Source organism: Paenibacillus glufosinatiresistens (assembly GCF_031470375.1).
Lineage (GTDB): Bacteria > Bacillota > Bacilli > Paenibacillales > Paenibacillaceae > Paenibacillus_AQ > Paenibacillus_AQ glufosinatiresistens.
The window spans coordinates 220,260-243,217 of record NZ_JAVFHT010000004.1 but is presented as its reverse complement, the minus strand read 5'-3'; the positions used below and the strand labels follow the sequence as shown (position 1 = coordinate 243,217).

Here is a 22,958-nt window from a genome sequence, read left to right as displayed (position 1 = left end):
GGCCAGCCGGTCCCTGAACAACTCAAATCAGGCTTCCCCGTCAATAACGGCGGAAGCCTGATTTGAGTTATCCTGTCATCCTGCCTGCCTATGAGCGCGCTGTTCGCGGGTATCCCCTAACGGACCGCACCCAACGCTCCGGCAATCGACCACAGACTCGATACCATCAACAGCCACAGCGTCACTTTTTTGAAAGCCTTCTCGTCCAGACGCCGAACGGCTGCGGTGCCGATCCAGACGCTGATCAGCAGCGCAGGCGTCAATTGAAGGAGCAGTCTCAGCAGCCTGGCGTCCATAAGCCCCTCTCTGCCAAAAGCTGCAATGGTTATAATGTTCAACATACAGGCGTAGGCGGTAAGATTCGCCCGGAAGGCATCCTTATCCATCCCCTGTCCGCTCAGGAACAGCGCCACCGGCGGTCCGCTCATGGACAGGCTCCCGTTCAGCAGCCCGCTGACCAGACCGACCGGAACAAAGGCTAACCGTTCGTTGCGGACCTTAAAGCTCCTTCCATTCAACAGCAGAAGCGTGTACCCCAGTATGAGCAGACCGGCAGTTCCTTTCAGCGCGGACGCCGGCACCGCTGTCAGCAGATAGGCCCCCAGGGGAGCCGCCGCCAGACTTGCGGCCAGCAGCGCCCAAATGCGGCCCAGCCTCACTTTCTTGTACGCTTGCGCCAGTATAACAAGATTGGTCAGCAGGCTGAGGATAACTACAAGTGGCACCGCCTGCGTCACCGGCAGCCATAGGCTGAGGAGCGGCATGGATACCAGTGAGAAGCCAAAGCTGGTCAATCCCTGAATGAACCCGGCCGCTGCCACGACTGCCATCACCTCGAATACCATCCACAATTTCATGAGTCCGGCTTCCCTGCCCTTACTTCGTCAATCCGTACAGCGCCTGCGCCGCCTCGGCCCGGCTGAGCGGAGCCGTTGCGGCGAAGAGACCTCCGCTGCGACCCTGCACCAGTCCGAGCGCAGCCGCCGTCCGCACCGATTCCGCCGCCCAAGAGGCGACGCGGTCCATATCGGCAAAAACCGGAGGCGCCGTCTTCACCTCTGACGGTCCGCGGCTGTAGGCATAGGCCTTCGTCAGCATGACGGCCATCTCCTGGCGGGTCAGGGTGCCCGACGGGTCGAAGACCCGCTCGCTGCGGCCCGAGACGATGCCGGCCGCTGCGGCTGCGGCCACTTCGCCTTCATACCAGGCTCCCGCCGGAACGTCGGCGAAGGACGCATTCCCGGCGGCGGGCATCAGGCGAAGCAGCCGGGAGAGCATCGCGGCGAATTCGGCCCGCGTCACGCTGCGGGCCGGTTCGAACGCCGCGCCGGTTCCGCCGGCGATGCCCTTGGCGGCCAGCGACCGGACAGCGCCGTACGCCCAGTGCGAACGGGGCATATCCGGGAAGGTCCGCTCCACGCGCAGCACCGCATAGGTGCTGAAGTGGCGGATGGAAGCGGAGATTACCTCTCCGCTGCGGCTGCCTCCGGCATATTCCCGAGCGCCGTCTTCCGCGATGTAATAAATGCCGGTGATATCTTGGTCGGACGCGGAAGATGCGGCCGCCCGAAGCGTCAGGGTCAGCGGCTCGGCGAACTCGCGCACCGGCTCCGCCGTTCCGTTCTTCTCCACCGCCAGGGAGAAGGCATAGGCTTCACCGGCGGAGGATACGGCGAGGCCGCCGCCGTCCGCCGTTCGGCCGCTGCCGCTGCGGGCCAGGAGCGCCGCCGTACTTGCGGCGCTCACCGGCTCGGCCTTCAGGACGAGCGCGCCTTCCGCTGCTGCGGCCCGGGCGCCCAGCGACTTCATCAGGCCGGCGGGAATCTCCAGCGCGAACGCCCCGCCGCTCCCTCCGGTCAGGCGGAGCGTCTGACCGCCGATCGCCGCCAGCGTTCCTGCCGGAAGGCACAGCGTCTCTGCGCCGGGCGGCAGAGCCAGCGTTACCCGGCCGCCGGCCGATGCCGCAGCCGCCTGCGCCGGCGTAACCGTGACCGGCTGCGCCGCTTGCCCGCCCGCCGCCGCGCCGCTGCCCGCGCCTGCGGCAGGACCTGCGCTGCCGGTCCCTGTGCCGGCGCCTGTATCCGTTCCGCCGCCGGACGCCGCAACCGCCGCCTCGGCGCCGAGCAACGTCTTCGGCGCAGCGCTCTCAAGCCTGCTGTTCACCAGCTTGACGCCGGATAGCGACAGTTCGCTCTTCCCGGCGGAGACCGCCCGGAAGACTACCGTCAGCAGCTTCCGGCTTCCGGACATCCCCGGCGTCTCGGAGCCGATCTGCGTGTAGGCGAAGGCCGCCTTGCCGCCTGAGACGGAAGCCGGCACGCCCATTCCGCCTGCGAGTCCGTAAGCTGCGGAGACATACTCCAGCTTCGCCGGATCATAATTCAGCGTCATTTCAAACGCGTACAGATCCGCCAGACCGTCGCCTGTCACAGTCACGGTCACCTCGCCGCCGACTGCGGCCGGCGCCGCAGATAAGGAGACGGACGTCTCTGTCTCGGCGGCCGCCCGAACGGCTGCGGCGTCCCGCTCCAGGGCTTGCGCCCCCGGAGCGCCGCTCCCTGCCGATCCGCCCCCTGTCTCTCCGGCGGCAGCCGCCCTTCCGGTACCCGCCCCGCCCGGAACCAGCAGCAGGGCCGCCAGCAGCAGCAGGCCGCAGCGTCCGGATCTTCTTGCGTCTCTTCCCGTTCTGTTCATCTCGCCCGTCTCCTTCCCAACCGGCAGCGGAAAGCCCGCGCAGACGAGCTGCGGGGACTTTCGGCTTCTTACCGGTTTCGCTTCCATCTATCGCTTCCATCCGTCGCTTCCAGCCGTTACTTCCAGCCATTACTTTAATCCGTCGCTTCAACCCGCCGCTCCCCTCAGAACTTGCCGGGAATCTTCCGGGCCGTTGCGGCCAGATCCATAATGTCGATCTTGCCGTTCTTGTCGGCGTCATACGGTTTGAACCGGTACCAATCCGCTCCGCTCTCCGTCTTCCCGTAGGCGGCGGAGACATTCGCCAGATCGCGGATCGTAACCGCCGCTCCGAGCGTCTCCAGCGTGTACGCCGAGCTCAGGTACGTCTCTACGGCATGGTTCAGCTTCGCCTGTGCGGCGTCCGCCTTGGCCTGACCGGCCGTCACATCTGCGCGGACCGCCTTGGCCGCCGCAATGGCGTCCTTCAGCGCATTCCGCGACTCCGTGGCATATCCGCCCAGATAAGCGCCGGCCGAAGTGGCTGCATACTTGGCTTCGGCATCCGCAATCGCCGCGTCCAGCGCCGTCATGTCGGCCGCCGCCGAGATTGTCACCGAGGCCGAGGAACCGGTCACCGAAATCAGGGGGCCCCCGTCCGAGACCGCGATATTGGCCGCCTCTACAACAGCGGAGCCGCTTGCCGCTCCGGCCTTGGCCTTGAACGTCAGCTTCAGCAGCGACGCTTCATTCGAGACGGTTCCGCCTTCGGCTGCCAGCACCAGATAAGCCGCGTTCCCTTCGTCGCTGACCGTCTGACGGACCACCTTAAGGCCCTCTGCCAGGGAAGCCGCATCCACGAACTCCAGCTTCTGCGGGTCGTAGCGCAGCGTCATTTCTTCCGTACGGAACGGGTTCTCCAGACCGCCAATTCCAAAGGTCAGGTCAAAAGACGAACCCGGACTTACCGTCATGCCGCCTCCCGTCAGGGTTCCGGCCGGCTGGCTCATGCGCACCAGCTCGAAGTCGTCGATCCACCCCCAGGTGCCTCCCGGACCCGCCATGTCGATGCCGATGGTGGCCTGCCCGTTCGTCACGGCAATGTTCCCGACCGTGTAGGGCTTCCAGACATTCCAGCCTGTATTGACGGCATCCGTATAGAGCGGGTCTCCCCCGTATCCGTCGGCGAACAGGCGCAGCTTCGTTTCACCGCCGCCCCCCGAGATCCAGGCCTTCAGCGTATAAATGCCATTCTCCAGTCCGGTGACCGTCTGCGACAGCTTATAGGCATAATCCGACCCGTACCAGTAATTGAAGCCGTTCGCTCCCGCATGGACGTTGGCCGTGTCGTTCTTGACACTGCCCGCCTGGTCTCCGGTCAGCGTCCAGTTATCCATCCAGCTCTCGAAGCCGGGGTTGCGGACCATATTCGCATTGGCAAGCACCTTGACCGTTACCGATGCCTTCTCGGCCAACCCCTCGACGCTGCCTTCCAGCGTGAACTCCCCGGCTGCATCCAGCTTGCCGGACGGAACGGCATCCCAGACGACCGGCGCCGGCGTAATCGATCCGTCGTTGTAGAGCACGCTGGCCGTTGCCGGCAAGTCCGGCTCCTGGCCCTTGACCGTCGTCACGCCTTCGGACGCATAGACCTTGATCGGGGCCTTGGCCAGACTGCCCGGCTCGTACTTGAACGCATCCAGCGAAGACAACGCGTTCCCGTCAAAATCAAACATCGCCTGATTCTCCCAGCCGTTGACGTCGCCTTCCTTCCAGCCGACGCCCGACAGCCAGGCCGGTTCCCAGTAGAATACGCCCAGCCCCTTGCCTTCGTCCACATGGGCAACCGTGTTCAGCACCGTCTCGGTCACCAGCTTCTGATTCGCGGGCGAAGCCGGGAAGCCCGCCTTCTCGGTATCCGCGAGCTTGGCAATATTGCCGCCCTCAACCGGGTCCGCATCCTCCAGCGTGAACGGATAGGCCGTCTCGGCCACCACAATTTCCTTGCCGTACCGGGCCACCATATCGTTCATGTTCGTCTTCAATTCCTGGAAGGTGCCGTGCCAGTACGGATAGTAGGACATGCCGATGACGTCGTAATCCAAATTGCGGCTCTTGGCCTGGTCAAAGAAGCTGCGGAATTTGGCATTATTCCCGCCCTCGGCCAGATGCAGCATAATCTTCACCGAGCCGCCGGACGGCGTCGTATCGCGTACCGCACGGATGCCCTCGGAGAGCAGCGCCGCCAGATTATCGAAGCTGCTTACTGCGCCGTCCGGCAGCAGCATGCCGCTGTTGATTTCGTTGCCGACCTGAACCATATCGGGATAAGCGCCGGCATCTTTCAAGTCGGTCAGCACCTCTGCCGTATACTCATACACCGCCTGCTTCAGCTCATTGAAGCCGAGATCCTTCCAGGCCGCCGGCTTCTCCTGCTTGCCGGGATCGGCCCAGAAGTCCGAATAGTGGAAGTCCACCAGCAGCTTCATGCCCGCCGCCTTGACGCGGGGCGCGATTTCCAGCAGCTTGGCCGCATCGTTGAAGCCGCCCGATTCCGTAGGCTGATTCCACACCCGCAGCCGGACATAATTGACGCCGTGGTCCTTCAGAATGGCCAGCAGATCCTTCTCCTGTCCATCCTCATAGTAGTGCATTCCCTTGGCTTCGATCGCTTGCAGAGTGGAAATATCCACCCCTTTAATAAAGGTATCCGGGTCCGACAGCCCCGAGGCGGCCTCCGCCTGCCTCGCCGCTCCCGGCATCCACAGTGTAAGCGTTAACATAATAATCATAGCCGCAGTCCATCCGCGACGAACAGCTCTTCTCATCCTTCCAATCCCCCTCCCATGATTTCTCTCTCATTGTAGGCGACCGCCGACCCCTTCCAACAGCGAGAGAGGCAACGAATCCTAGTACGCGATCAACGATCTTTGCTTTTTTAAGAGCTTTTACTTTAAGAGCCGTCCTGTGTCCGCGCACCAAAAGAACCGCGGCGCCAACCGCCGCGGTTCCCTTCCTTCCTGCATCCGCCTCCTTGGAACGGGTTAATGCGCCGCCCGCTTCAGAATGCGGACGCCGTAAGCCGGCAGCTCCAGCGGTCCGGTTACCGCTTCGCCCGTCTCGGCGTCGGTATACGCGGCGCCGTCCAGCTCCACCGTCTCCGCCTGGCCGGAGAAGCCGAGCACGAAGACATAATCGTGCTCTTCGTCGCTGCGGAGCTGGGCGGTTACGCCCGCCGGCAGCGGGGCGTTCAGCGCCCGGCGCACGCCGGCCTCTTCCACGAGGCGGCCGTAGAACGCCTCATAGAAGGCATCGTCCTTGACGCGTCCGCCGAGATAATACGCCTTGCCGGCACCGCGGCCGTTCACGGTCAGCACCGGCCGCCCGGCGTAGAAGTCGTCGCCGTATACAGCCAGCGTCTCGGCGCCTTCCGTATGAATCAGCTCGCACAGCTCATGGATCGGATGCTCGCCGCCGAAGCCGAGCCGCTCTGCGTTCTCTACCACGAGCCGGTTGAGCTGGCCGTCATGCAGCCCGTCGATCTCCTCGGCCCAGATGCCGAGCGTCTCCCGCAGCGGTCCCGGGTATCCGCCCAGATAGCAGAGGTCGGTCTCGTTGACTACGCCGGTCCAATAGGTCGAGACCAGCGTGCCGCCGTTCCGGACGAACGCGTCGATCTTGGCTCCCGTCTCCTCGCGGAGCAGGTAGGCCATCGGCAGAAGCAGCAGCTTGTAGCCCGAGAAGTCATCGTCCGACCCGACGATGTCGGTCGGAACGCCAAGCTCCCACAGCGCCTTGTAGTGCTGCATGACCGTCTCTTCGTAATGCAGTCCGCCGTTGCGCGGACCCTGGGCGTCGTTCACCGCCCAGCGGTTGTCCCAGTCGGCGAGAATGGCGGCTTCCGCCGGCACATTCGTGCCGAGCAGCTCTGTCAGACCGGCCAGCGTCTTGCCCAGCTCGGCCACGTCCCGGAAGACGCGGGTGTTCTCATGGCCGGCGTGATCCACGACCGCGCCGTGGAACTTCTCGCTTGCCCCGCGGCTTTTGCGCCACTGGAAATACTGGACGGTGTCCGATCCGTGCGCCACGGCCTGGAGCGAGGACAGCTTGTGCATGCCCGGCTTCTTCAGCTTGCTCACCGGCTGCCAGTTCGTCAGGCTCGGCGTGCTCTCCATCAGCATGAACGGCTTGTGCTTCAGCGTGCGGAACAGGTCATGATTGAACGCGAACCAGGCCGCAATCTTGGCCTCGGAGTCCGCTTCATGCCAAGTCGGATACGCATCCCAGGAGATGACATCGACGACTTTGGCAAAATCCCGGTAGTCAATGCCGTAGAACCAGTCCATGAAGTTGGCCGTGCAGGGCAGATCGGCGTTGATCCGGCGCAGCGGCTGAATCTCATGCAGGTAGAAGTCAATGGTCTGGTCGGAGACGAACCGGCGCCAGTCGAGATTGTGGCCGTGCACCATATTCTCCCCGTGCGGAGCCGGAGACTCCACCTGGGACCAGGAGGTGTACGTGTGGGCCCAGAACGAGGTCCACCACGCCATGTTCAGGTTCTCCAGCGTGCCGTATTTGCGCTTCAGCCATTCGCGGAAAGCGTCCTGGCAGTAGTCGCAGTGGCATTCGCCGCCGTACTCATTGGACACATGCCAGCCGAGCACGGCCGGATGCTGTGAGTAGCGCTCCGCCAGCTTCGTGTTCATGATCGTGACTTTCTCCCGGTAGACCGGCGAGGTGTAGCAGTGGTTGTGGCGCATGCCGTGGAGATTGCGCACCCGGTTCTTCTCCACGCGCAGCACTTCCGGGTATTTCTCGGACATCCAGGCCGGACGAGCGCCGCTCGGGGTCGCCAGCCAGGCGTAGATGCCGTTCTCCGCGAAGGTATCCAGCACCCGGTCCAGCCATTCAAAGGTGAACGTGCCTTCCTCCGGTTCCAGCGCCGTCCAGGCAAAGATTCCGATCGCCATCGTATTGCAGCCGGCCAGCTTCATCAGCCGGATGTCTTCCTCCAGCACTTTCGGGTCATGCTGCCACTGGTCGGGGTTATAGTCGGCGCCGTGCATGAACACGGGCAGCTTGGGACTGATCGGCGGAAATTTGGTCGTCATCGAGGTTCTCTCCTTCTCATGGGTCCGTAATGGGGTTCGGCGTGCGGCTTGCCCGCTTATGATAAAAGGGAGACAGCCGTCTCCCCCTTATCCGGTAGATGGTACCGGTCTATTCCGGTTCTGTTCGTTAGCCTTGTCAGGCCTTGTCTTACTTGGACTGATTCGCGAGGAAGGCGTCGATCTGGCTCTGCAGTTCGGTCTGCACCTTCTCGATGCCCGCGGCTTTGAGCTGCTTCACCAGATCCGCCTGGCCGTCCTTGAGGTTGCCGATCAGGCCGTATTCCAGCGGAATCGCGTAGCGCAGCATCACATTGCCGATATTGGCGACTTCCGTCTTCACCTTGCTGTCGTCGAAGACAAAAGTCTCGAGCGGGAAGTGATAGACCTTCTCCTGCCATTTCGCCAGCATGTCGTTGGCTTCCTGCGGATAGGCTTCATCCTGCCGGTTCAGCGGGGAGTTCCAGCCCCAGCTGGAGAAGCCGCTGAAGTTGTAGTTGGCATTGCTCGGACCGGCCTTCAGCTTGTCGTCGCCGATGGCTTCATAGTGCTTGCCGTTGATGCCGTACATAGTCAGATCATGAATTTCCTTGTCGTTCTGAAGCAGGTCAATCAGCATCAGCGAACGTTCGGCGTTCTTGGAAGTCGCGTGAATCGCCATGCCGTTCTGCGTCGAGATGGCGCCGATCTTCTTGCTGTCCGGCGTCAAGTCGGCTATCGCCATTTCCACATCCGGCAGATCGCGGCGGGTCTCCTGAATATTGGAGGCCAGGGTACCCAGGTTCTGCGCATAGGAACCGACCTTGCCGGCTTTCATATCCTGCCAGACATCGTTCTTGTTGCTGACAATATTCTTCGACCAGGCGCCGCTGTCGGCCAGGTCTTTATAGTACGTCAGCAGACTGGCGAATTCCGGCGTATCGTACACATTGAATACCTTGGCGGAAGCGTCGTCCAGCTTGTACGCCAGCGGGAAGTTGTAGTCCACCAGGTTCCAGTCGTTCTTCTGCTCCAGCAGGATCTGATCCAGCTCATGCCATTTCCAGCCGTCGGCCGGCTTGGCGCCGAATGCGTTCATGCCCTTCTCGTTCTGGGCGATGGCTTTCAGATAAGCCGCATACGTCTCGGGGCTGGTCACCGGCTCCAGATTGTATTTCTTGCGCAGATCTTCGCGGATCAGCACCGCCTTGTCAGTCACTTCCTGGTTGTTGTTCGGCACCATGTACAGCTTGCCGCCCACCTTGGCCTGGTTCCAGGAGACCGAAGGCATCGCTTTCCAGGTCTGCGGCGCGTATTTCTGCAGCATATCGTCGGTCAGCTCCATGAAGCCGCCCTTCAGCGCCTGGTCGTTGTAGAACGCCCAGTTGGCGGTGTATACCACATCGAAATCTTCATTGGCCGCGAATTTCAGCGGATACTTCTGCTGCCAGTCGGCCCAGTCCAGGAATTCGGCGTCCACGGTCGCATTGATCTTGGTCTTGAGCAGCTCGTTGAGCTTGCCGAAGACTTCGTCGTAATCCGCCGGCTTGCCGCCGACCAGCACCATCTTCAGCTTGACTTCCTTGGAGGTATCGACCGCTCCGGCGGCCGCCGAAGCGCCGGCGGATGCCGCCGGCTGCGCCGTAGAGGACGCGGCATTGCCGTTGTTGTTATTGTTTCCGCCGCAAGCCGTCAGGGCGGCGGCCATCGTCATCGTCGCGGCCAGCGCCGCGATTGTTGTTTTTTTGCCAGATTTCATCGTTCTGTTACCCCCTTGAGAATGTTGTTGCATCTAATTCCTTGCTGCGGGATGCCTCAGCCTTTGACCGCGCCGATCGTCATGCCTTGCACGAAATACTTCTGAACGAACGGATATGCGAGCAGAATCGGTCCGGTTGCCACAATCGTCATGGCCATCTTCAAGCTCTCCGTCGGCAGGTTCGTATTCACCACGGCGCCCGCCTGCATCATCGCCTTGCGCATGCCGTCCATATTGCCCAGCATTTTGTAGAGATAGTACTGCAGCGGCATCAGCTCCGACTTGGAGACGAACAACAGCGCGTTGTACCAGTCGTTCCAGTAGCCGAGGGCGATGAACAGCCCGATGGTAGCCAGCACCGGCTTGGAGAGCGGAATGATGAGACTGCGGTAGATTCGGAAGTCGCCCGCCCCGTCAATCTTCGCCGACTCCGCAATCGCTTCCGGAATGCCGCTCATGAACGACTTCATGACGATGATATAGAACACGTTCAGCAGCATCGGAATAATCAGGGCCAGCATGGTATCCTTCAGATGCAGATAGTTGACAATCAGCAGGTACCAGGGCACCAGACCGCCGCTGAACAGCGTCGTGAAGAAGAAGTAGAAGGAGAAATGGTTGCGCCATTTGAAATCCTTCCGGGCCAGAACATAGGCGGTCATGGAGGTCAGGAACAGCCCCAGAACCGTGCCGATGGCCGTGACGCTGATGGTGACGCCGTAGGCGTGCAGCATGTCGGCCGGATACTTGAACAGCAGGTGGTAGGCTTCCGTCGAGAATGTCGGCGGAATCAGCCGGAAGCCGTTCAGCGTGATGGCCTTCTCATCGGTCAGCGAAGACGAGACCACGAGCCAGAAGGGCAGCAGGCAGAACAGGGCGAGCAGCGCCAGGGACGTGTATCCGACGATCGACAGAATCAGCCGGTCTTTCTGTATCTTCTTCTTGCCCGCGGGCGCAGCCCCCGTAAGGTTCCGGTCTATAGCAGTGGTGCTCATAGCGTTCTCTCCCCTCTTCTAGAATAGCGCATGGTCTTTGTCGTATTTGCGGACCGCGTAGTTGGCCAGCAGGATCGTTGCGAAGCCAAGCACGGATTGGAAGAATCCCGCCGCCGCCGACATGCCGATGTCGTTGGAAGTAATCAGCGAACGGAAGACATAGGTGTCAATGACATCTGTTGACGAGAACAGCAATCCGTTGTTGCCGACCATGTTGTAGAACATTCCGAAGTCGCCGCGGAAGATGTTGCCGATTGCCAGCAGCACCAGAATGATAATCGTCGGCATCAGGTTGGGAACCGTTATCTTTCGTATCCGCTGGAAAATGTTCGCGCCGTCGATCTCCGCCGCCTCGTACATCTCCGTGTCGATCCCCGTGATCGCCGCCAGATACATCACCGTGCCGTATCCGAGCGCCTTCCAGGCCGAGACGATAATCAGAATGAACGGCCAGTAGGCCGGGGTATTGTAGATGTCGATCCGCTCGAGACCAATCGAGGTCAGCAGCGAGTTGATCGTGCCGACATCGAAGTTGAACAGGTTGTACGCGATCGCTCCGACTACGACCCATGAGAGGAAGTAGGGCAGGAACAAGATCGTCTGCGTAATTTTGCGGAACCACTTGCCCGCTACCTCGAAGAGCAGGATGCCTGCGCAGATTTGCAGCAGATTGTTCACGATAATAAAGGCGATATTGTAGAGCGCCGTGTTGCGCGTGACTCTGAAGGCGTCGCCCGATTCAAAGAAGAACCGGAAGTTGTCCAGCCCGTTCCACGGACTGCCGAAGATTCCCCCGTTATAGTCGTATTTCTTGAAAGCCAGCACCACGCCGGCCATCGGCACATAGGCGAAGAGCAGAAAAAACAGCACACCCGGCAGCAGCATCAGCAGAAGCGTCCGGTATTTCTTCACATCGCTCCAAAAGCCTGTTCTCATTTCGTCACTCCCTCTTTCCCTCTCTGCTATATCTCAAGTATAGGGAAAGGCGCTTTCATGCGGGATTGGCGCCAGCAATTAAAACTAATACTTTTTCTACGATTTCAAATTCGGAGGCCTCGGCCCCACGGAAAAGGCGGACCCCGGAGGCCCGCCGCAGCGCTAGACTTTATGCTTCTTCCGGTACTCGCCCGGGGTCATATCCAGGTGCTGCTTGAACTGCCGGTTGAAATAAATGATGTTCTTGTAGCCCATCCGGTCGGCAATCTCGTAGATCTTCAGGGACGGATCGCCCAGCAGCTCACAGACGCGCTTCAGCCGCCGCTCATTCAGGAAGTCGCTGAAGTGCTCTCCCGTCTCCTCCTTGAACAGATAGCCCAGATAATTCGGCGTAAAATCGAAATGGCCCGCCACTTCCTTGAGGGTAATCTTCTTCTCGATGTTCTCCTCGACATAAGCGATAATGGCATCGATCAGCTTGCGCTTCTGGCGCTGCCGCTTGACGTACAGCAGCTCCGACAGCTCGAAGAAGCGCCGCCGCAGCCAGGACACCACGTCATGCACCGTCTCGAACCGGAACAGCAGGTCCGGCTGATGGCTCTCCCAGCGGAGCAGCTCGTACAGATTCTCGTTCATCTTCAGCAGCTCGGCATGCAGCTTGGACGTCAGGCGGATAATCAGCTCATACGTCTGATTCTTGCTCGACAGCGCCGCCCCTCCTCCGAAGAGGCCGAGCAGACAATCGTCGATCTTCACCAGATCGTATTCCCGGATGGCAGCCACCAGCTCTTCGGTCTGTTCGTCGAAGCGGCTGACCGCCGTCTCACCCGCCGATACCGGCGTCGCTTCCCGGAGAACCCGGTTCTTGCCGAGCAGCCATTTGGCGCTGAGCGCCGCCTGCGCATTGCGGTAGGATTCCCACAATCCCGGCGCGTCCTCTGCGAAGCAGCCCAGGGACAGGGTAATCGTGAAGGTGGTCTGCCCGCCGATATGGTGCCGCACCAGTTCGCCGGCCAGCTCCAGGAAGCGTTCCTCCGGCGGCGAAGCCAGCAGCAGATAGCGGTCCTGATGATCCGGGATCAGCGTTCCCATCTGATGGTCGGCCACGAACTGCCGGATCAGCCGCACCACCTCGCCGAGCTCCGAACGGCGTTCCGCCTCGCTTCTGCCCTTCAGCTTCCAGTCCACGTCGTCAATCTCGATCAGCGCAGCCGCCGTGCCGCCCGCCAGAATCGGGTCCAGGAACGATTGAATGCAGTCCCACTGCCGATCATCGCTGTTCAGCCATTTCAGCAGCAGCTCTTCATTGACCAGCGACAGCGCCTGCGTGAAGCTGCGGTTCTCCTCGCGCTCCGCCTCCACGCTCCGGCACAGCTCCGCCAGCGTCCGGTACAGCTCCGCATCCTCCACCGGCTTCAGCAGGTAGGCGGAAGCGCTGAGCTTTATCGCTTCCTTCGCGTAATTAAAGTCCTGATGCCCGCTGATGAAGACAATCTTCACCTTTGGATTGATCTCCTTGGCCCTGCGGGCAAATTCGGTACCCGTCATGATCGGCATCCGGATATCGGACAGAATCAGATCGATCCGCTCCGTCTCCATGATCTTCAGCGCGCCGAATCCGTTGTTCGCCGTTCCGGCCACGGATACATCGAGGCCGCTTGCCAGCACCCGGCGGCGCAGCCATTCCAGATCTACCGCTTCGTCATCCACCAGCAGCACATTGATGCTCACTGCCCGATCCCTCCTCTGCCTGTACTCTCTCAGAATAAAAGGCGTCCCGCCCCGGGAATACCCGAGCGGCGCAATCAAATGCCATACTTTTGCAACGAAATGCCGCAGGAAATCCGGCCGCTTCTATACTTCGGGCGTCTCCGGCATCTCCGGCTGCTCCAGCGGCAGCAGAATGCGGACGGTCGTACCTGCGCCGTAGACGCTGGCGATGGTGACCCCGTAAGACGGGCCGTACCGGAGCTTGATCCGTTCGTCCACATTGCGGACGCCGTACCCGGCCGAATCCGCCTTGCCCTCCATAATGGCCCGGACCGTCTCCCGCCGCATGCCGATTCCGTTGTCGATAACCTTCAGCTCCAGATCGCTGCCAATCCGCGCCCCGACCAGCACGATCGAGATCGACTCCCCGAACCACGCGTGCTTGAACACATTCTCTACGAACGGCTGCAGTATGACTTTGATGATCGGCACATGCAAAATCTCCTCGTCCACCCGGACATGCACCTGAAAGGCATCGGCATATTTAACCTTCTGAATCTCGAGATACGTCTCCACCTGGCGCAGCTCCTGCTCCACCTCAACATGGGCATGGCCCTGGTTCAGAGTCAGCCGGTAGAACCGCGACAGCCCCTGCACCATATCCGTCACCTTCTCCGCTTCGCCCAGATTGGCCAGGCTGCTGATCGTCGAGAGCGTATTGTACAGGAAATGGGGGTTGATCTGCGATTGGAGCGCTTCGAGTTCCGCCTGCTTGCGGCGGATATCCTGCACATAGACGCGGCTGATCAGCTCCTGGATGTTCTGGCCCATGACGTTGAACGCTTCCGCGATCTGCACGAATTCATCGTTGCCCGAGAATCGGATGCGCTTCTGGAAATTGCCCTCCTGGAACGAGTGGACCAGCCGGACAATCCGCGACATTTTGCGGCCCGACAGCCGGGCGACCAGAAGGCCGATCGCGGCCATCACGATGAAGCTCGCGCTGCAGACAATGATGATCCGCTGCTGCATCCGGCCTGCATCCTTATGCAGATAAGACGACGGAATCAGCGTCTCGATGACAAGGCCGTTGCCTGTAATCTCTTCCCGCAGCGTCAGGTAGGAACCGGCCTCAATCTCTTCCGCCGAGCGGGTGCGGCCCCGCTCAAACAGAAGATCGCCCGTCCCCGCGTCCAAGAGCCGCAGCGTAATTCCTTGATCGACAGGGAAAGTGTCGAAGTTGCCCAGCAGATCGCTGAGCGCGGCCGTAATACGGACATACCCGATCACCGTCTTGTAGTCGCTGTACGAGACGAGCCGCCGGATATGCGAGATATTGCCCAGCTCCCGGTCCGTATCGACCTGCAGCCAGATGTTGTCCCGCTCCGATTCCCGGACTTCCCGGTACCAAGCTTTGTTCTCGATCTCCTGATAAGGCAGAATATAATAATCGCTCCGTTTGATCGGTTCGTTCAGGTTATCCCCGGAGACGATATTCAGATTGTCGTTGAACGTGTACAGCATCAGCCGGATGTTGTTGCCGAACAGCTTCAGCGGCGACTGGATCTGCGGCACAATCTCATCGGTCATAATCAGGTAGATATCAAGCGGCGTTCCCCGCTTCTGCAAGGCACGCTGGAACGATATGCTGCCAAAAAGCGTGTCGCTCATCCGCTGAATTTCATCCATCTGATAGCGGATATTGCTTCTGGCCTGCTGCATCCCCGTCCGGATGTTCGTCTCGGCCATCTCCGTCCGCGAGCTCACCAGCATGGAGTAGGCGATATAGCCGATGACGGCATCGGTCAGCAGGACGAGCAGCAGATAAGGGATCATCGTTTTATAGGTAAAAGGCATGTACCGTTTCATGGTCATCATTCCTTGCCTGGAATTGAAACGCCGGACCGCAGTCCGTCCCGGCGGACTGCCCGCCGTTCGTTCTCATTATACGGACGGCTTCCGCCCGAAGACAATGGAGATAAAAGGCAGCGCCGCGCCGCCGCAGCGGCCGCCGGGCAGCGCGTCAGGGCTGCCGGAGTACCGGCAGCCCTGGGAACGGAACGTGTATTATTGGGCCGGATTGGCCGCCAGGAATTCATCGATCTGGCGCTGAACTTCGGCAATGATTTTATCAAGACCGGCAGCCTTGGCCTGCTTCTGCAGCTCGGCCAGTCCTTTATCGACGTCCTTCACCATGCCGTATTCCAGCGGAATGCCGTAGCGGAGCATCACGTTGCCGACATTGGCGACTTCGGTCTTCACACTGCTGTTGTCGAAGACGAAGGTCTCCAGCGGATAGTGGTACACGCCGCTCTCCCATTTCGCGGTCAGCGCATTGGCCTCTTCCGGGAAGGTCGCATTGTCGCGGTTCAGCGGGGAGTTGAAGCCCCAGTTGGAGAAGCCGGTGTAGTTGGCGTTCTTCTCGGCGTTCGTGTACTTGTTGTCACCTACAGCATTGTAGTGGACGCCAGAGATGCCATACATCACCAGGTCATGCAGTTCTTTGTCGTTCTGAAGCAGGTCGATCGCCATCAGCGCCCGCTCGGGATTCGAGGAAGTGGCATGGATCGAGAAGCCGTTCTGGGTCGAAATCGCGACGGACTTCTTCTTGTCCGGCGTTACGTCCGCCAGCGCCAACTCATACGGCGTCTTCTTCTCGCGCATGTCGGTAATCAGCGATCCCAGCGTGCCGAGGTTGTGCGTGATCGAAGCCGTCTTGCCTTCGCGGAATTCCTGCTGGTGGTCGAGCTTGCTGTTGAGCGCGCTCTTCGACCAGGCGTTGTGATCGGAGAGATCTTTGTAGTAGTTGACCAGGTCTTTGAATTCCGGCGTCTCGTATACGTTGAAGATCTTGCCTGCCGGATCGTCCATCTTGAAGGCAATCGGCAGGTCAAAAGAAAGCATATTCCATTCATTCTGCTGCAGCAGCAGCACCCGGTCCAGGTTGTGGAACTTCCAGTCGCCCGTCTCCGGCGTGAACGGCGTGACGCCCTTCTCCTTCTCCGCGATGGTCTTGAGGTAGTTCGCATAGGCTTCCGGGCTGTTGATCTCCGGCAGGTTATATTTCTTGCGCAGGTCTTCACGGTACAGAATCAGCTTCTCGACCGACTCGCCCCGGTTCTGCGGCACCATGTAGAGCTTGCCCTGCACCTTCGCCTGGCCCCAGCTCACTTCCGGCATGGAGGCCAGCGTCTGCGGCGTATACTTCTTCAGCATGTCTTCGGTCAGTTCCAGGAAGCCGCCCTTGAGCGCCTGGTCGTTGTAGCCGGCCCAGTTCGCGGAATAGATGAGGTCGAAATCTTCGTTGGCCGCCAGCTTCAGCGGATATTTCTGCGCCCAGTCCGACCAGTCCAGGAATTCGCTGTCCAGCGTGGCGTTGATCTTCTCCTTCAGCTTCTTGTTGATCTCGCCGAATACCGAATCATAATCCACCGGCTTCGGTCCCACAAAAATCATCTTCAGCGTGACCGGCTTCGATGTATCCACCGTTCCGGTATCGCCGGCCGTCTGCGTAGCCGCAGCCGAGGCTTTCGGTTCCGGAGCTGCGCTCCCCTTCGCTTGGTTCCCGTTGTTATTGTCGTTGCCGCAGGCGCCGAGCATCGACATCATCAGGATGCCGGACAGCAGCGTAAGTCCGCTTTTCTTTTTCATTGCAACTATTCCCCCCATCGGAATGCTGTAACCGTTTACAAACCCAGTATATCTAAACTTGGGCCCGCTTCGAATTCAGCCGGACAACGATAACGCATACTTTTGCAACGACTTCTGGCGGCAGGTGCTATAATGAGGCGGTAAGCGCAACCATTAATCAGGGAGAGGAAGATACGGTGTGAGCCATACATCGACCCTACTATTTATCGGAGACTCCATAACGGACGGCAACCGGGGCCGCAACAACGACCCCAATCATATTCTGGGCCACGGCTTCGTGTTCATGATCGCCGGCCGGCTCGGCCTGGAGCTCGGCGGCGAAGCGCCGCTCGTCGTCAACCGCGGCGTCAGCGGCGACCGGGCCTCCGACCTCTACGGCCGCTGGAATGAGGACTGTCTGGCCGTGAAGCCGGACATCGTCAGCATTCTGGTGGGCGTCAACGACGCCCTGGCCGTCGTTGCCGGCGACGAACGGGGCGCAAGCGACCGGTTCGAGCGGGCTTACGGCCACCTGCTCGAAGAGACGCGCCTCGCGCTGCCCCAAGCGCGGATTGTCCTGTGCGAGCCGTTCACGCTCCGCACGCCCGCCACGGAGGACCGCTGGGCGGCCTGGGAGCCGAAGATGGCGGAATACCGCCGCACGGTTCGCAGTCTGGCGGACCGCCACCGGGCGGTATTCGTGCCGCTCCAGGATCTCTTCGACGCGGCATGCAGCCGCGGCCCGGCCGAATTCTGGCTCTGGGACGGCGTCCACCCGACCGCCGCAGGCCATGAGCTGATTGCCCGCCGGTGGATGGACCGGGTCTGGAGCCCTTCGCAGGCCCGGTAAGGCGGCGTCCGGCCAGCCCTGCGGGAGAGCCCGGCCGCCCTGCGGGAGAGCCTTGGTATTGTCTTCCTGCCGGCGCTGGCGTAAGATAAACCTACCAGATTTGGACTTGAAAGGTGGGAATCCGCATGAGTGACTTCTTCAATGCCGGCCCCCCGGGCCATTCAACGAATCCCGAAGGCCACAAGGCCCATCATGAGGCCAATGCACACAAGCTGCATACCGAAGGAGCCCACGGGTTCGGCAGACAGGTGCTCGATCTGCTGATCGGCGTGGCCATCCTGGCCGCTGTCGTGACCGTATTCATCTGGATCTTCCGCTGATTCCGCCGGAATGAGAGAAAGGAACCGCCTGTTGTCATGCGGTTCCTTTCTTCTGTTGAAGACGTGATTCCCGGATCAGCCGGAACTCCGTGGTCGTGAAAGCGGTCTGTGCGCAGAGCACAAAAAGCTTGAACCAAAGAGGCACTTCCATAAAGACAGCGGCAGCAAGACCGCACACTCCCGTAAGCCCGACCCCGGTCTCCAACAGACGACGCCGTCTGCCGGAGTGCTGCTGCTGAATCTGCGCTTCCAGCAGATAAATGAAAGCTATCTGCAGAAATAACAGCAGCATGAACCCCGAGCTGTAAGTCAGCCAACCCTGCAAGCAGCCGGCTGCGATCCAGGCCAGCACAAGCCCGGCCAGAGTCAGAAGCCGGCTTATCCGTAGGTTCATCAGTCGCCCTCCTCAGCAGGTGCCCGAAAGGGCTTTTCCCCTTATCTTCGCACCGTCCGGATGAATTTCTCCAGCGCTTCCGTGCCGGTGATGCTCCGGTTGCATTCCTTGTTATCCAGACAAATGTAATGCCCGAAGATCGAGAAATGATCCGGCGAAGCATGAACGGCCCGGGTGTGCACCGAGAAGAAGGCCAATTCATGGTTCCGGTTGCAGAATACGCAGTATCCTTTCTTGTTGACCGGAGTCAACCTTCCTTCCATCCCGATATACTGCTCTTCCAGCGGATACACAATGAACAGCCGGTTCGTCGCGATATCCGTCCAGCTCAGGTAGGTAAGCTCCCGGAAGTCGACAGCTTCCAGATCGGGCAGTTTCAGCTTTTTATGTTTAGGGAACAGCTTCTGAAGCTGCTTGGTCGTAATCGGCGGCATCGGCTCCCGGTAAGGCTCCAGCCCGCTTAAATATTCCTGAAACTCCTCTGCGGTCTGCAGGGAGGTCAACCGGCCCAGCATCTCCCGCCGCTCTTCGGTCAAATCCGGGAACTGCTCGAAGATGCTTGCCGCGGCGCTGTGCCGTACCGTCTCAATAACGCCGCGGTCCGCGACGCTCCGCAGTGTCTTCAGAACAAAGTCCGCTTGCTTCTGAATAACGTTCATTTGGTGGTTTCTAATAAATGTCATGGACATTCCTGGTCAGCCCCTTATTATTGGATAGATAATGATAATGCCAATAAGGTGCAGGGCCCGTTAATTAGAAACGATAAACCGTCCGGGCGATCCGATTCTCTTCTCGCACCTCACGCAAAGTATCGCCCCTGTTTCAGGCTCTGCATGAGGACTTCCTAGTCCGTGAGCAATCTCGGCTTGCCATCCCAACAACCCCCTCATTCACTCGAATACGGATAGTATACCAAAAATTAACCGCCGCACGGAACCCGTCCGTTGCGGCGGTTAATAGATCCATAGATTAGGGGAAACTTGCGGTTCGGCAGCCTTAGCCTTGCCTGCCCGCTTCCTGCAGCGGCCGCCCGGGCTGCTTCTCGGTCGGCTTCCCGGCCGGCCTCTGCCCGCCGTAGACCTCCCGGACGATATACAGCGGACGCCCCTTCGTCTCCTCATAGATTCGGCCGATATACTCGCCGAGGATGCCCAGCATCAGCAGCACGAAGCCGTTGAACGTCAGGGTGATGCCGATCATCGAAGCCCAGCCTTTAACGGCGGCATCGGTGAAGAGCGCCAGATACAGGACGTACAGCAGATACAGAAATCCCGAAGCCGAGAGCAGCGCGCCGAGAATGCCCGCCAGCTTCAGCGGCTTGGTCGAGAAGGACGTGATTCCGTCCAGCGACAGCTTCACCATCCGTTTCAGCGGATATTTGGTCTCGCCCGCCAGCCGTTCGTCGCGTTCATATTCCAGCGCCTTGTGCCGGAATCCCACCCAGCTGACCAGCCCGCGCACGAACCGGTTCTTCTCCGGCAGACGCTTCATCTGTTCGACGACCTTGCGGTCCATCAGCCGGAAGTCTCCGGTGTCCACCGGGATGGAAATGTCAGTCGAGTAGCGCAGAATGCGGTAGAAGGCGCTGGCCGTCCATTTTTTGAACAGCGATTCGCCCTTGCGCTTCACGCGCTTCGCATAGACGACCTCGTAGCCCTTCTTCCATTCCGCAATCATCTCCGGAATCAGCTCCGGCGGGTCCTGGAGATCGGCGTCAATGATGACGACCGCGTCTCCACGGGCATAGTCCATTCCGGCCGAAATGGCGATCTGGTGGCCAAAATTGCGGGAGAAATCAATCAGCCGGACACTCGGGTCCCAATAGCTGTATTCCTCGATCATCTGGGCGCAGTGATCCGTGCTGCCGTCGTTGACGAAGACCAATTCATAAGGCTCTCCCGTCTCCTCCATGACCTTCGTGATCCGCCGGTATGTCTCCTGAATGACCTCTTCCTCATTGTACATCGGGATGATAATGGAATAGCGCATGTCCGAAACCATGAGCAGCTCCTCCTTGATTCTTCATTCTTGCCTTAACCGTTCCGGCTCCCGGGCTTCATCCTACTCCGCCGTCACTTCGTACAGCGTGCCGCTCGCCTGGCCCGAGCCGGCCCATTCCGAGGACGGCACTTCGGTGCCGTGCTCCGTAATCCAGCTGGTCAGGCTGGAGCTGCCTTCGCGCCCGCCGCCCATGCCGCCGCCGGAAATCAGGAAATACTTGACCGCTCCGCTCTTCACGAGCGTTTCCAGCGTTGCCTCGGTGTAGACGACGTCCGAACTTGAGAACCCGTTCAGAATGACGACCTTCTCGCCGGCTACAATATACGGTCCGCCGGTACTGTAATTCATCGTGGCCATCAGATACTTCCGGCCGTCGTTGTGAGCCTTAAGATAAGCAACCAGCGATTCGTTCACGCTCCCGGCTCCGTTGCGTCCGAAACCGCTCATATTGCCCGGGAGACCCGGAAGGCCGGACAGGTTCGCCGGCAGCTCCGCGCCGGAGCCTGGCATTTCGCCCGCCGCGGCACCGCCGCCCGGGAACCCCGACGGGAAGCCGCCGGATCTGCCGGGGCCGCCGCCCATTCCGCCGCCGTCCGGTCCCGCCGCCGGCGTCATGCTGTTGCCGCCGTAGGTAATCGGCGTCAGCGCCCAGTAAGCCGGACCGATGAAGAGGATCAGCAGGCCGAGCAGTGCCGCCGCTCTTGCCGCCGGCTTCGCAGCGCTGCGGACCAGCCTGAAGGCGGCCAGCAGCGCTGCGGCTGCAAGGCCTGCCGCAAGCACGCCGACCGACCATCCCTGTCCGATCGTGCCGTTGTACGCCTGAAGGATGTACCACTCGAATACCGCCGTTGCCAGCACCGCTGCGGGCAGCAGCCAGCCCAGCCAGCCGGCGCGCTCCCGGTAATGCGCGCGCATCGTTACAAATCCGGCCCCTGCCAGCGCCGCCACAGGCGGAGCCATCATAATGAGATAGTACTGATGGAAGAAGCCTGCGATGCTGAAGAAGCCCATAACCGGAACGAGCCACGCCAGCCAGAAGACGCCCTCTTTATGCCGGTCGGTGATGTTCCGCCGCCGCAGATCCGAGAAGAGGCCGATGCAGCCGAAGAGAAGGAACGGAATCAGCCAGCTCGCCTGACCGGACAGTTCCTGCTGGAACAGCCGCAGCGGACCGGCCGTGCCGGTATTGAACATGCCGCCTCCGCCGAATCCCCGGCCGCCGCTGGCTCCGCCGCCGAACGAACGCCCGTCCTCGCCGCCGCTCCGGCCCGGAGAGCCGCTCTGGCTTCCGTCCGTGCTCCGGCGTCCGCCGTCTTGACTCTGACGTCCGCCTCCGTCTTGGCTCTGGCCGCTGCCGGGAGCACCGCCGGCTCCGGGAGCGGCCTGTCCGTCTCCGCCGCCGTTCATCGGCGGCAACTGGCCGGCTTCCCCGCCGGGGAAGCTCCACTCGCCGTCTGCCCCGCCGGGCATCTGCGGCGCTCCTCCGCCGAAGCCGCCGCCGCCGGCATTCCGGTCGCCGGTCAGCCGGGCGACCCCGTTGTAGCCAAAGGCCAGGTTCAGCACCGAGTTGGTGCCGCTGCTGCCGATGTAGGGGCGCTTGTCGGCCGGGACCGAGTCTACAATAACGGCCCAGGAGAGCGAGACTGCCAGCAGCACCGCCGTGGAACCGGCGAGGATGCCGGCTTTTCTTTTCCAGCGGACCTTGGCTGCGATCAGGTAGAACAGATAGAAGGCCGGAAGCACCATGTAGGCCTGCAGCATCTTCTCGTTGAAGGCCACGCCGACAAGGCCGAAGGCCGCAAGTACGCTTCCGGTCCGGTTCAGCCGTGTCCCGCGGAACAGGAACCAGGCCGCCAGCAGCAGCGTGAATACGAGCATCGAATCAATGTTGTTCGTCCGCGATACCGCCGCCGCAACCGGCGTCAGCGCCATCGCCAGCGCGCCGATCCGGGCCGCCGCCAACCCGAACCGGGGCTTCACCAACAGGTAGACCAGCAGCACAGAACCGACTCCGGCCAACACCTGCGGCAGAATGACACTCCAGCCGTGCAGGCCGAAGATCCAGGCGAACAGCGTCTGAATCCAGAAGACGACCGGCGGCTTGTCAACGGTCACCGAACCCGCGGAATCGAGCGAGCCGTAGAAGAAATTATGCCAGCTCTGCAGCATGCTTCCGACCGCCGAGGTGTAGAACAAATTGCCGTATTCGTCGTCCCAGATGCCGTACCCGTACAAGCCCGCCGCCGCCAGCAGAATCACCAGCAGGACCGGATCGGCCTCCCATCGTCTGATTCGGTTCATCTCATCCTCCACTCCATTTCCCTCTACCTTTAGGGCGGGCACAGGCCGCGCCGCATTTATGTAAGGGTAGTATCGCACCGCCACCTTAACGGTCTATGAGTGCAGGCTGAATGTTTGCTGAAGGCTGCTGGAGGGGACGGATACGGAGTATTCGAGGGGTTGCCGCTAAAAATATATCGGAAAAAACAGAAAAGAGGGGCTTTCCGCCCCTCTTGTTCATCTTATCGCTACACTGTCGTTGCCTCATATGCTACTGTAATCTCACATAGGTTCTTCGTGCAGAAGGTCAGTTCAGAAGGAGA

The 22,958-nt window shown here is 60.7% G+C and carries 16 protein-coding genes; 2 read left to right on the top strand and 14 right to left on the bottom strand.

What is annotated here, in order from left to right:
• Positions 1-116: 116 nt before the first annotated feature.
• The 10 genes from RBI05_RS07585 to RBI05_RS07540 form a co-directional block, all read right to left on the bottom strand.
• A complete protein-coding gene (locus RBI05_RS07585) occupies positions 117-857 on the bottom strand; it encodes a sulfite exporter TauE/SafE family protein (RefSeq protein ID WP_310550636.1) in 741 nt (246 codons plus the stop codon).
• Between the two features lie 19 nt (positions 858-876).
• Positions 877-2,694: an S-layer homology domain-containing protein gene (locus RBI05_RS07580; RefSeq protein WP_310550635.1), complete on the bottom strand. Its 1,818-nt coding sequence runs from the start codon at positions 2,692-2,694 to the stop codon at positions 877-879.
• 164 nt (positions 2,695-2,858) lie between these two features.
• Positions 2,859-5,465, bottom strand: coding sequence for a glycosyl hydrolase 53 family protein (locus RBI05_RS07575; RefSeq protein WP_310550634.1), 2,607 nt, complete (start codon positions 5,463-5,465; stop codon positions 2,859-2,861).
• 252 nt (positions 5,466-5,717) lie between these two features.
• Entirely contained in the window at positions 5,718-7,784 is a 2,067-nt protein-coding gene (locus RBI05_RS07570) for a beta-galactosidase (protein WP_150459647.1), read from the bottom strand.
• A 148-nt stretch (positions 7,785-7,932) separates the two neighbouring features.
• Positions 7,933-9,519, bottom strand: coding sequence for a DUF3502 domain-containing protein (locus tag RBI05_RS07565; RefSeq protein WP_150459648.1), 1,587 nt, complete (start codon positions 9,517-9,519; stop codon positions 7,933-7,935).
• 56 nt (positions 9,520-9,575) lie between these two features.
• Positions 9,576-10,514 carry a carbohydrate ABC transporter permease gene (locus tag RBI05_RS07560; RefSeq protein WP_150459649.1) on the bottom strand — a complete coding sequence of 313 codons (939 nt, stop codon included), beginning with the start codon at positions 10,512-10,514 and terminating at the stop codon, positions 9,576-9,578.
• Positions 10,515-10,532: 18 nt separating this feature from the next.
• Positions 10,533-11,450 (bottom strand): ABC transporter permease, encoded by a 918-nt coding sequence (locus tag RBI05_RS07555; RefSeq protein ID WP_150459650.1) that lies wholly within the window; start codon positions 11,448-11,450, stop codon positions 10,533-10,535.
• A gap of 162 nt (positions 11,451-11,612) precedes the next feature.
• Positions 11,613-13,181, bottom strand: a complete 1,569-nt coding sequence (locus RBI05_RS07550) for a response regulator (protein WP_310550633.1) — start codon at positions 13,179-13,181, stop codon at positions 11,613-11,615.
• Positions 13,182-13,304: 123 nt separating this feature from the next.
• Positions 13,305-15,029: a sensor histidine kinase gene (locus RBI05_RS07545; protein WP_310550632.1), complete on the bottom strand. Its 1,725-nt coding sequence runs from the start codon at positions 15,027-15,029 to the stop codon at positions 13,305-13,307.
• Positions 15,030-15,227: 198 nt separating this feature from the next.
• Positions 15,228-16,811, bottom strand: coding sequence for an ABC transporter substrate-binding protein (locus tag RBI05_RS07540; protein WP_310550631.1), 1,584 nt, complete (start codon positions 16,809-16,811; stop codon positions 15,228-15,230).
• Positions 16,812-16,989: 178 nt separating this feature from the next.
• Here RBI05_RS07540 and RBI05_RS07535 point away from each other — a divergent pair, with 178 nt between their 5' ends.
• Both RBI05_RS07535 and RBI05_RS07530 read left to right on the top strand, forming a co-directional pair.
• Positions 16,990-17,640 carry an SGNH/GDSL hydrolase family protein gene (locus RBI05_RS07535; protein WP_310550630.1) on the top strand — a complete coding sequence of 217 codons (651 nt, stop codon included), beginning with the start codon at positions 16,990-16,992 and terminating at the stop codon, positions 17,638-17,640.
• A 125-nt stretch (positions 17,641-17,765) separates the two neighbouring features.
• Positions 17,766-17,960: a hypothetical protein gene (locus RBI05_RS07530; protein WP_310550629.1), complete on the top strand. Its 195-nt coding sequence runs from the start codon at positions 17,766-17,768 to the stop codon at positions 17,958-17,960.
• Between the two features lie 34 nt (positions 17,961-17,994).
• On the opposite strand, the gene RBI05_RS07525 is transcribed toward RBI05_RS07530, so the two are convergent.
• The 4 genes from RBI05_RS07525 to RBI05_RS07510 form a co-directional block, all read right to left on the bottom strand.
• Positions 17,995-18,354 carry a hypothetical protein gene (locus RBI05_RS07525; protein WP_310550628.1) on the bottom strand — a complete coding sequence of 120 codons (360 nt, stop codon included), beginning with the start codon at positions 18,352-18,354 and terminating at the stop codon, positions 17,995-17,997.
• A 41-nt stretch (positions 18,355-18,395) separates the two neighbouring features.
• Positions 18,396-19,043: a FusB/FusC family EF-G-binding protein gene (locus tag RBI05_RS07520; RefSeq protein ID WP_310550627.1), complete on the bottom strand. Its 648-nt coding sequence runs from the start codon at positions 19,041-19,043 to the stop codon at positions 18,396-18,398.
• Positions 19,044-19,350: 307 nt separating this feature from the next.
• Positions 19,351-20,355, bottom strand: a complete 1,005-nt coding sequence (locus RBI05_RS07515) for a glycosyltransferase family 2 protein (RefSeq protein WP_310550626.1) — start codon at positions 20,353-20,355, stop codon at positions 19,351-19,353.
• A gap of 60 nt (positions 20,356-20,415) precedes the next feature.
• Positions 20,416-22,656 (bottom strand): glycosyltransferase family 39 protein, encoded by a 2,241-nt coding sequence (locus RBI05_RS07510; RefSeq protein ID WP_310550625.1) that lies wholly within the window; start codon positions 22,654-22,656, stop codon positions 20,416-20,418.
• Positions 22,657-22,958: the final 302 nt, after the last annotated feature.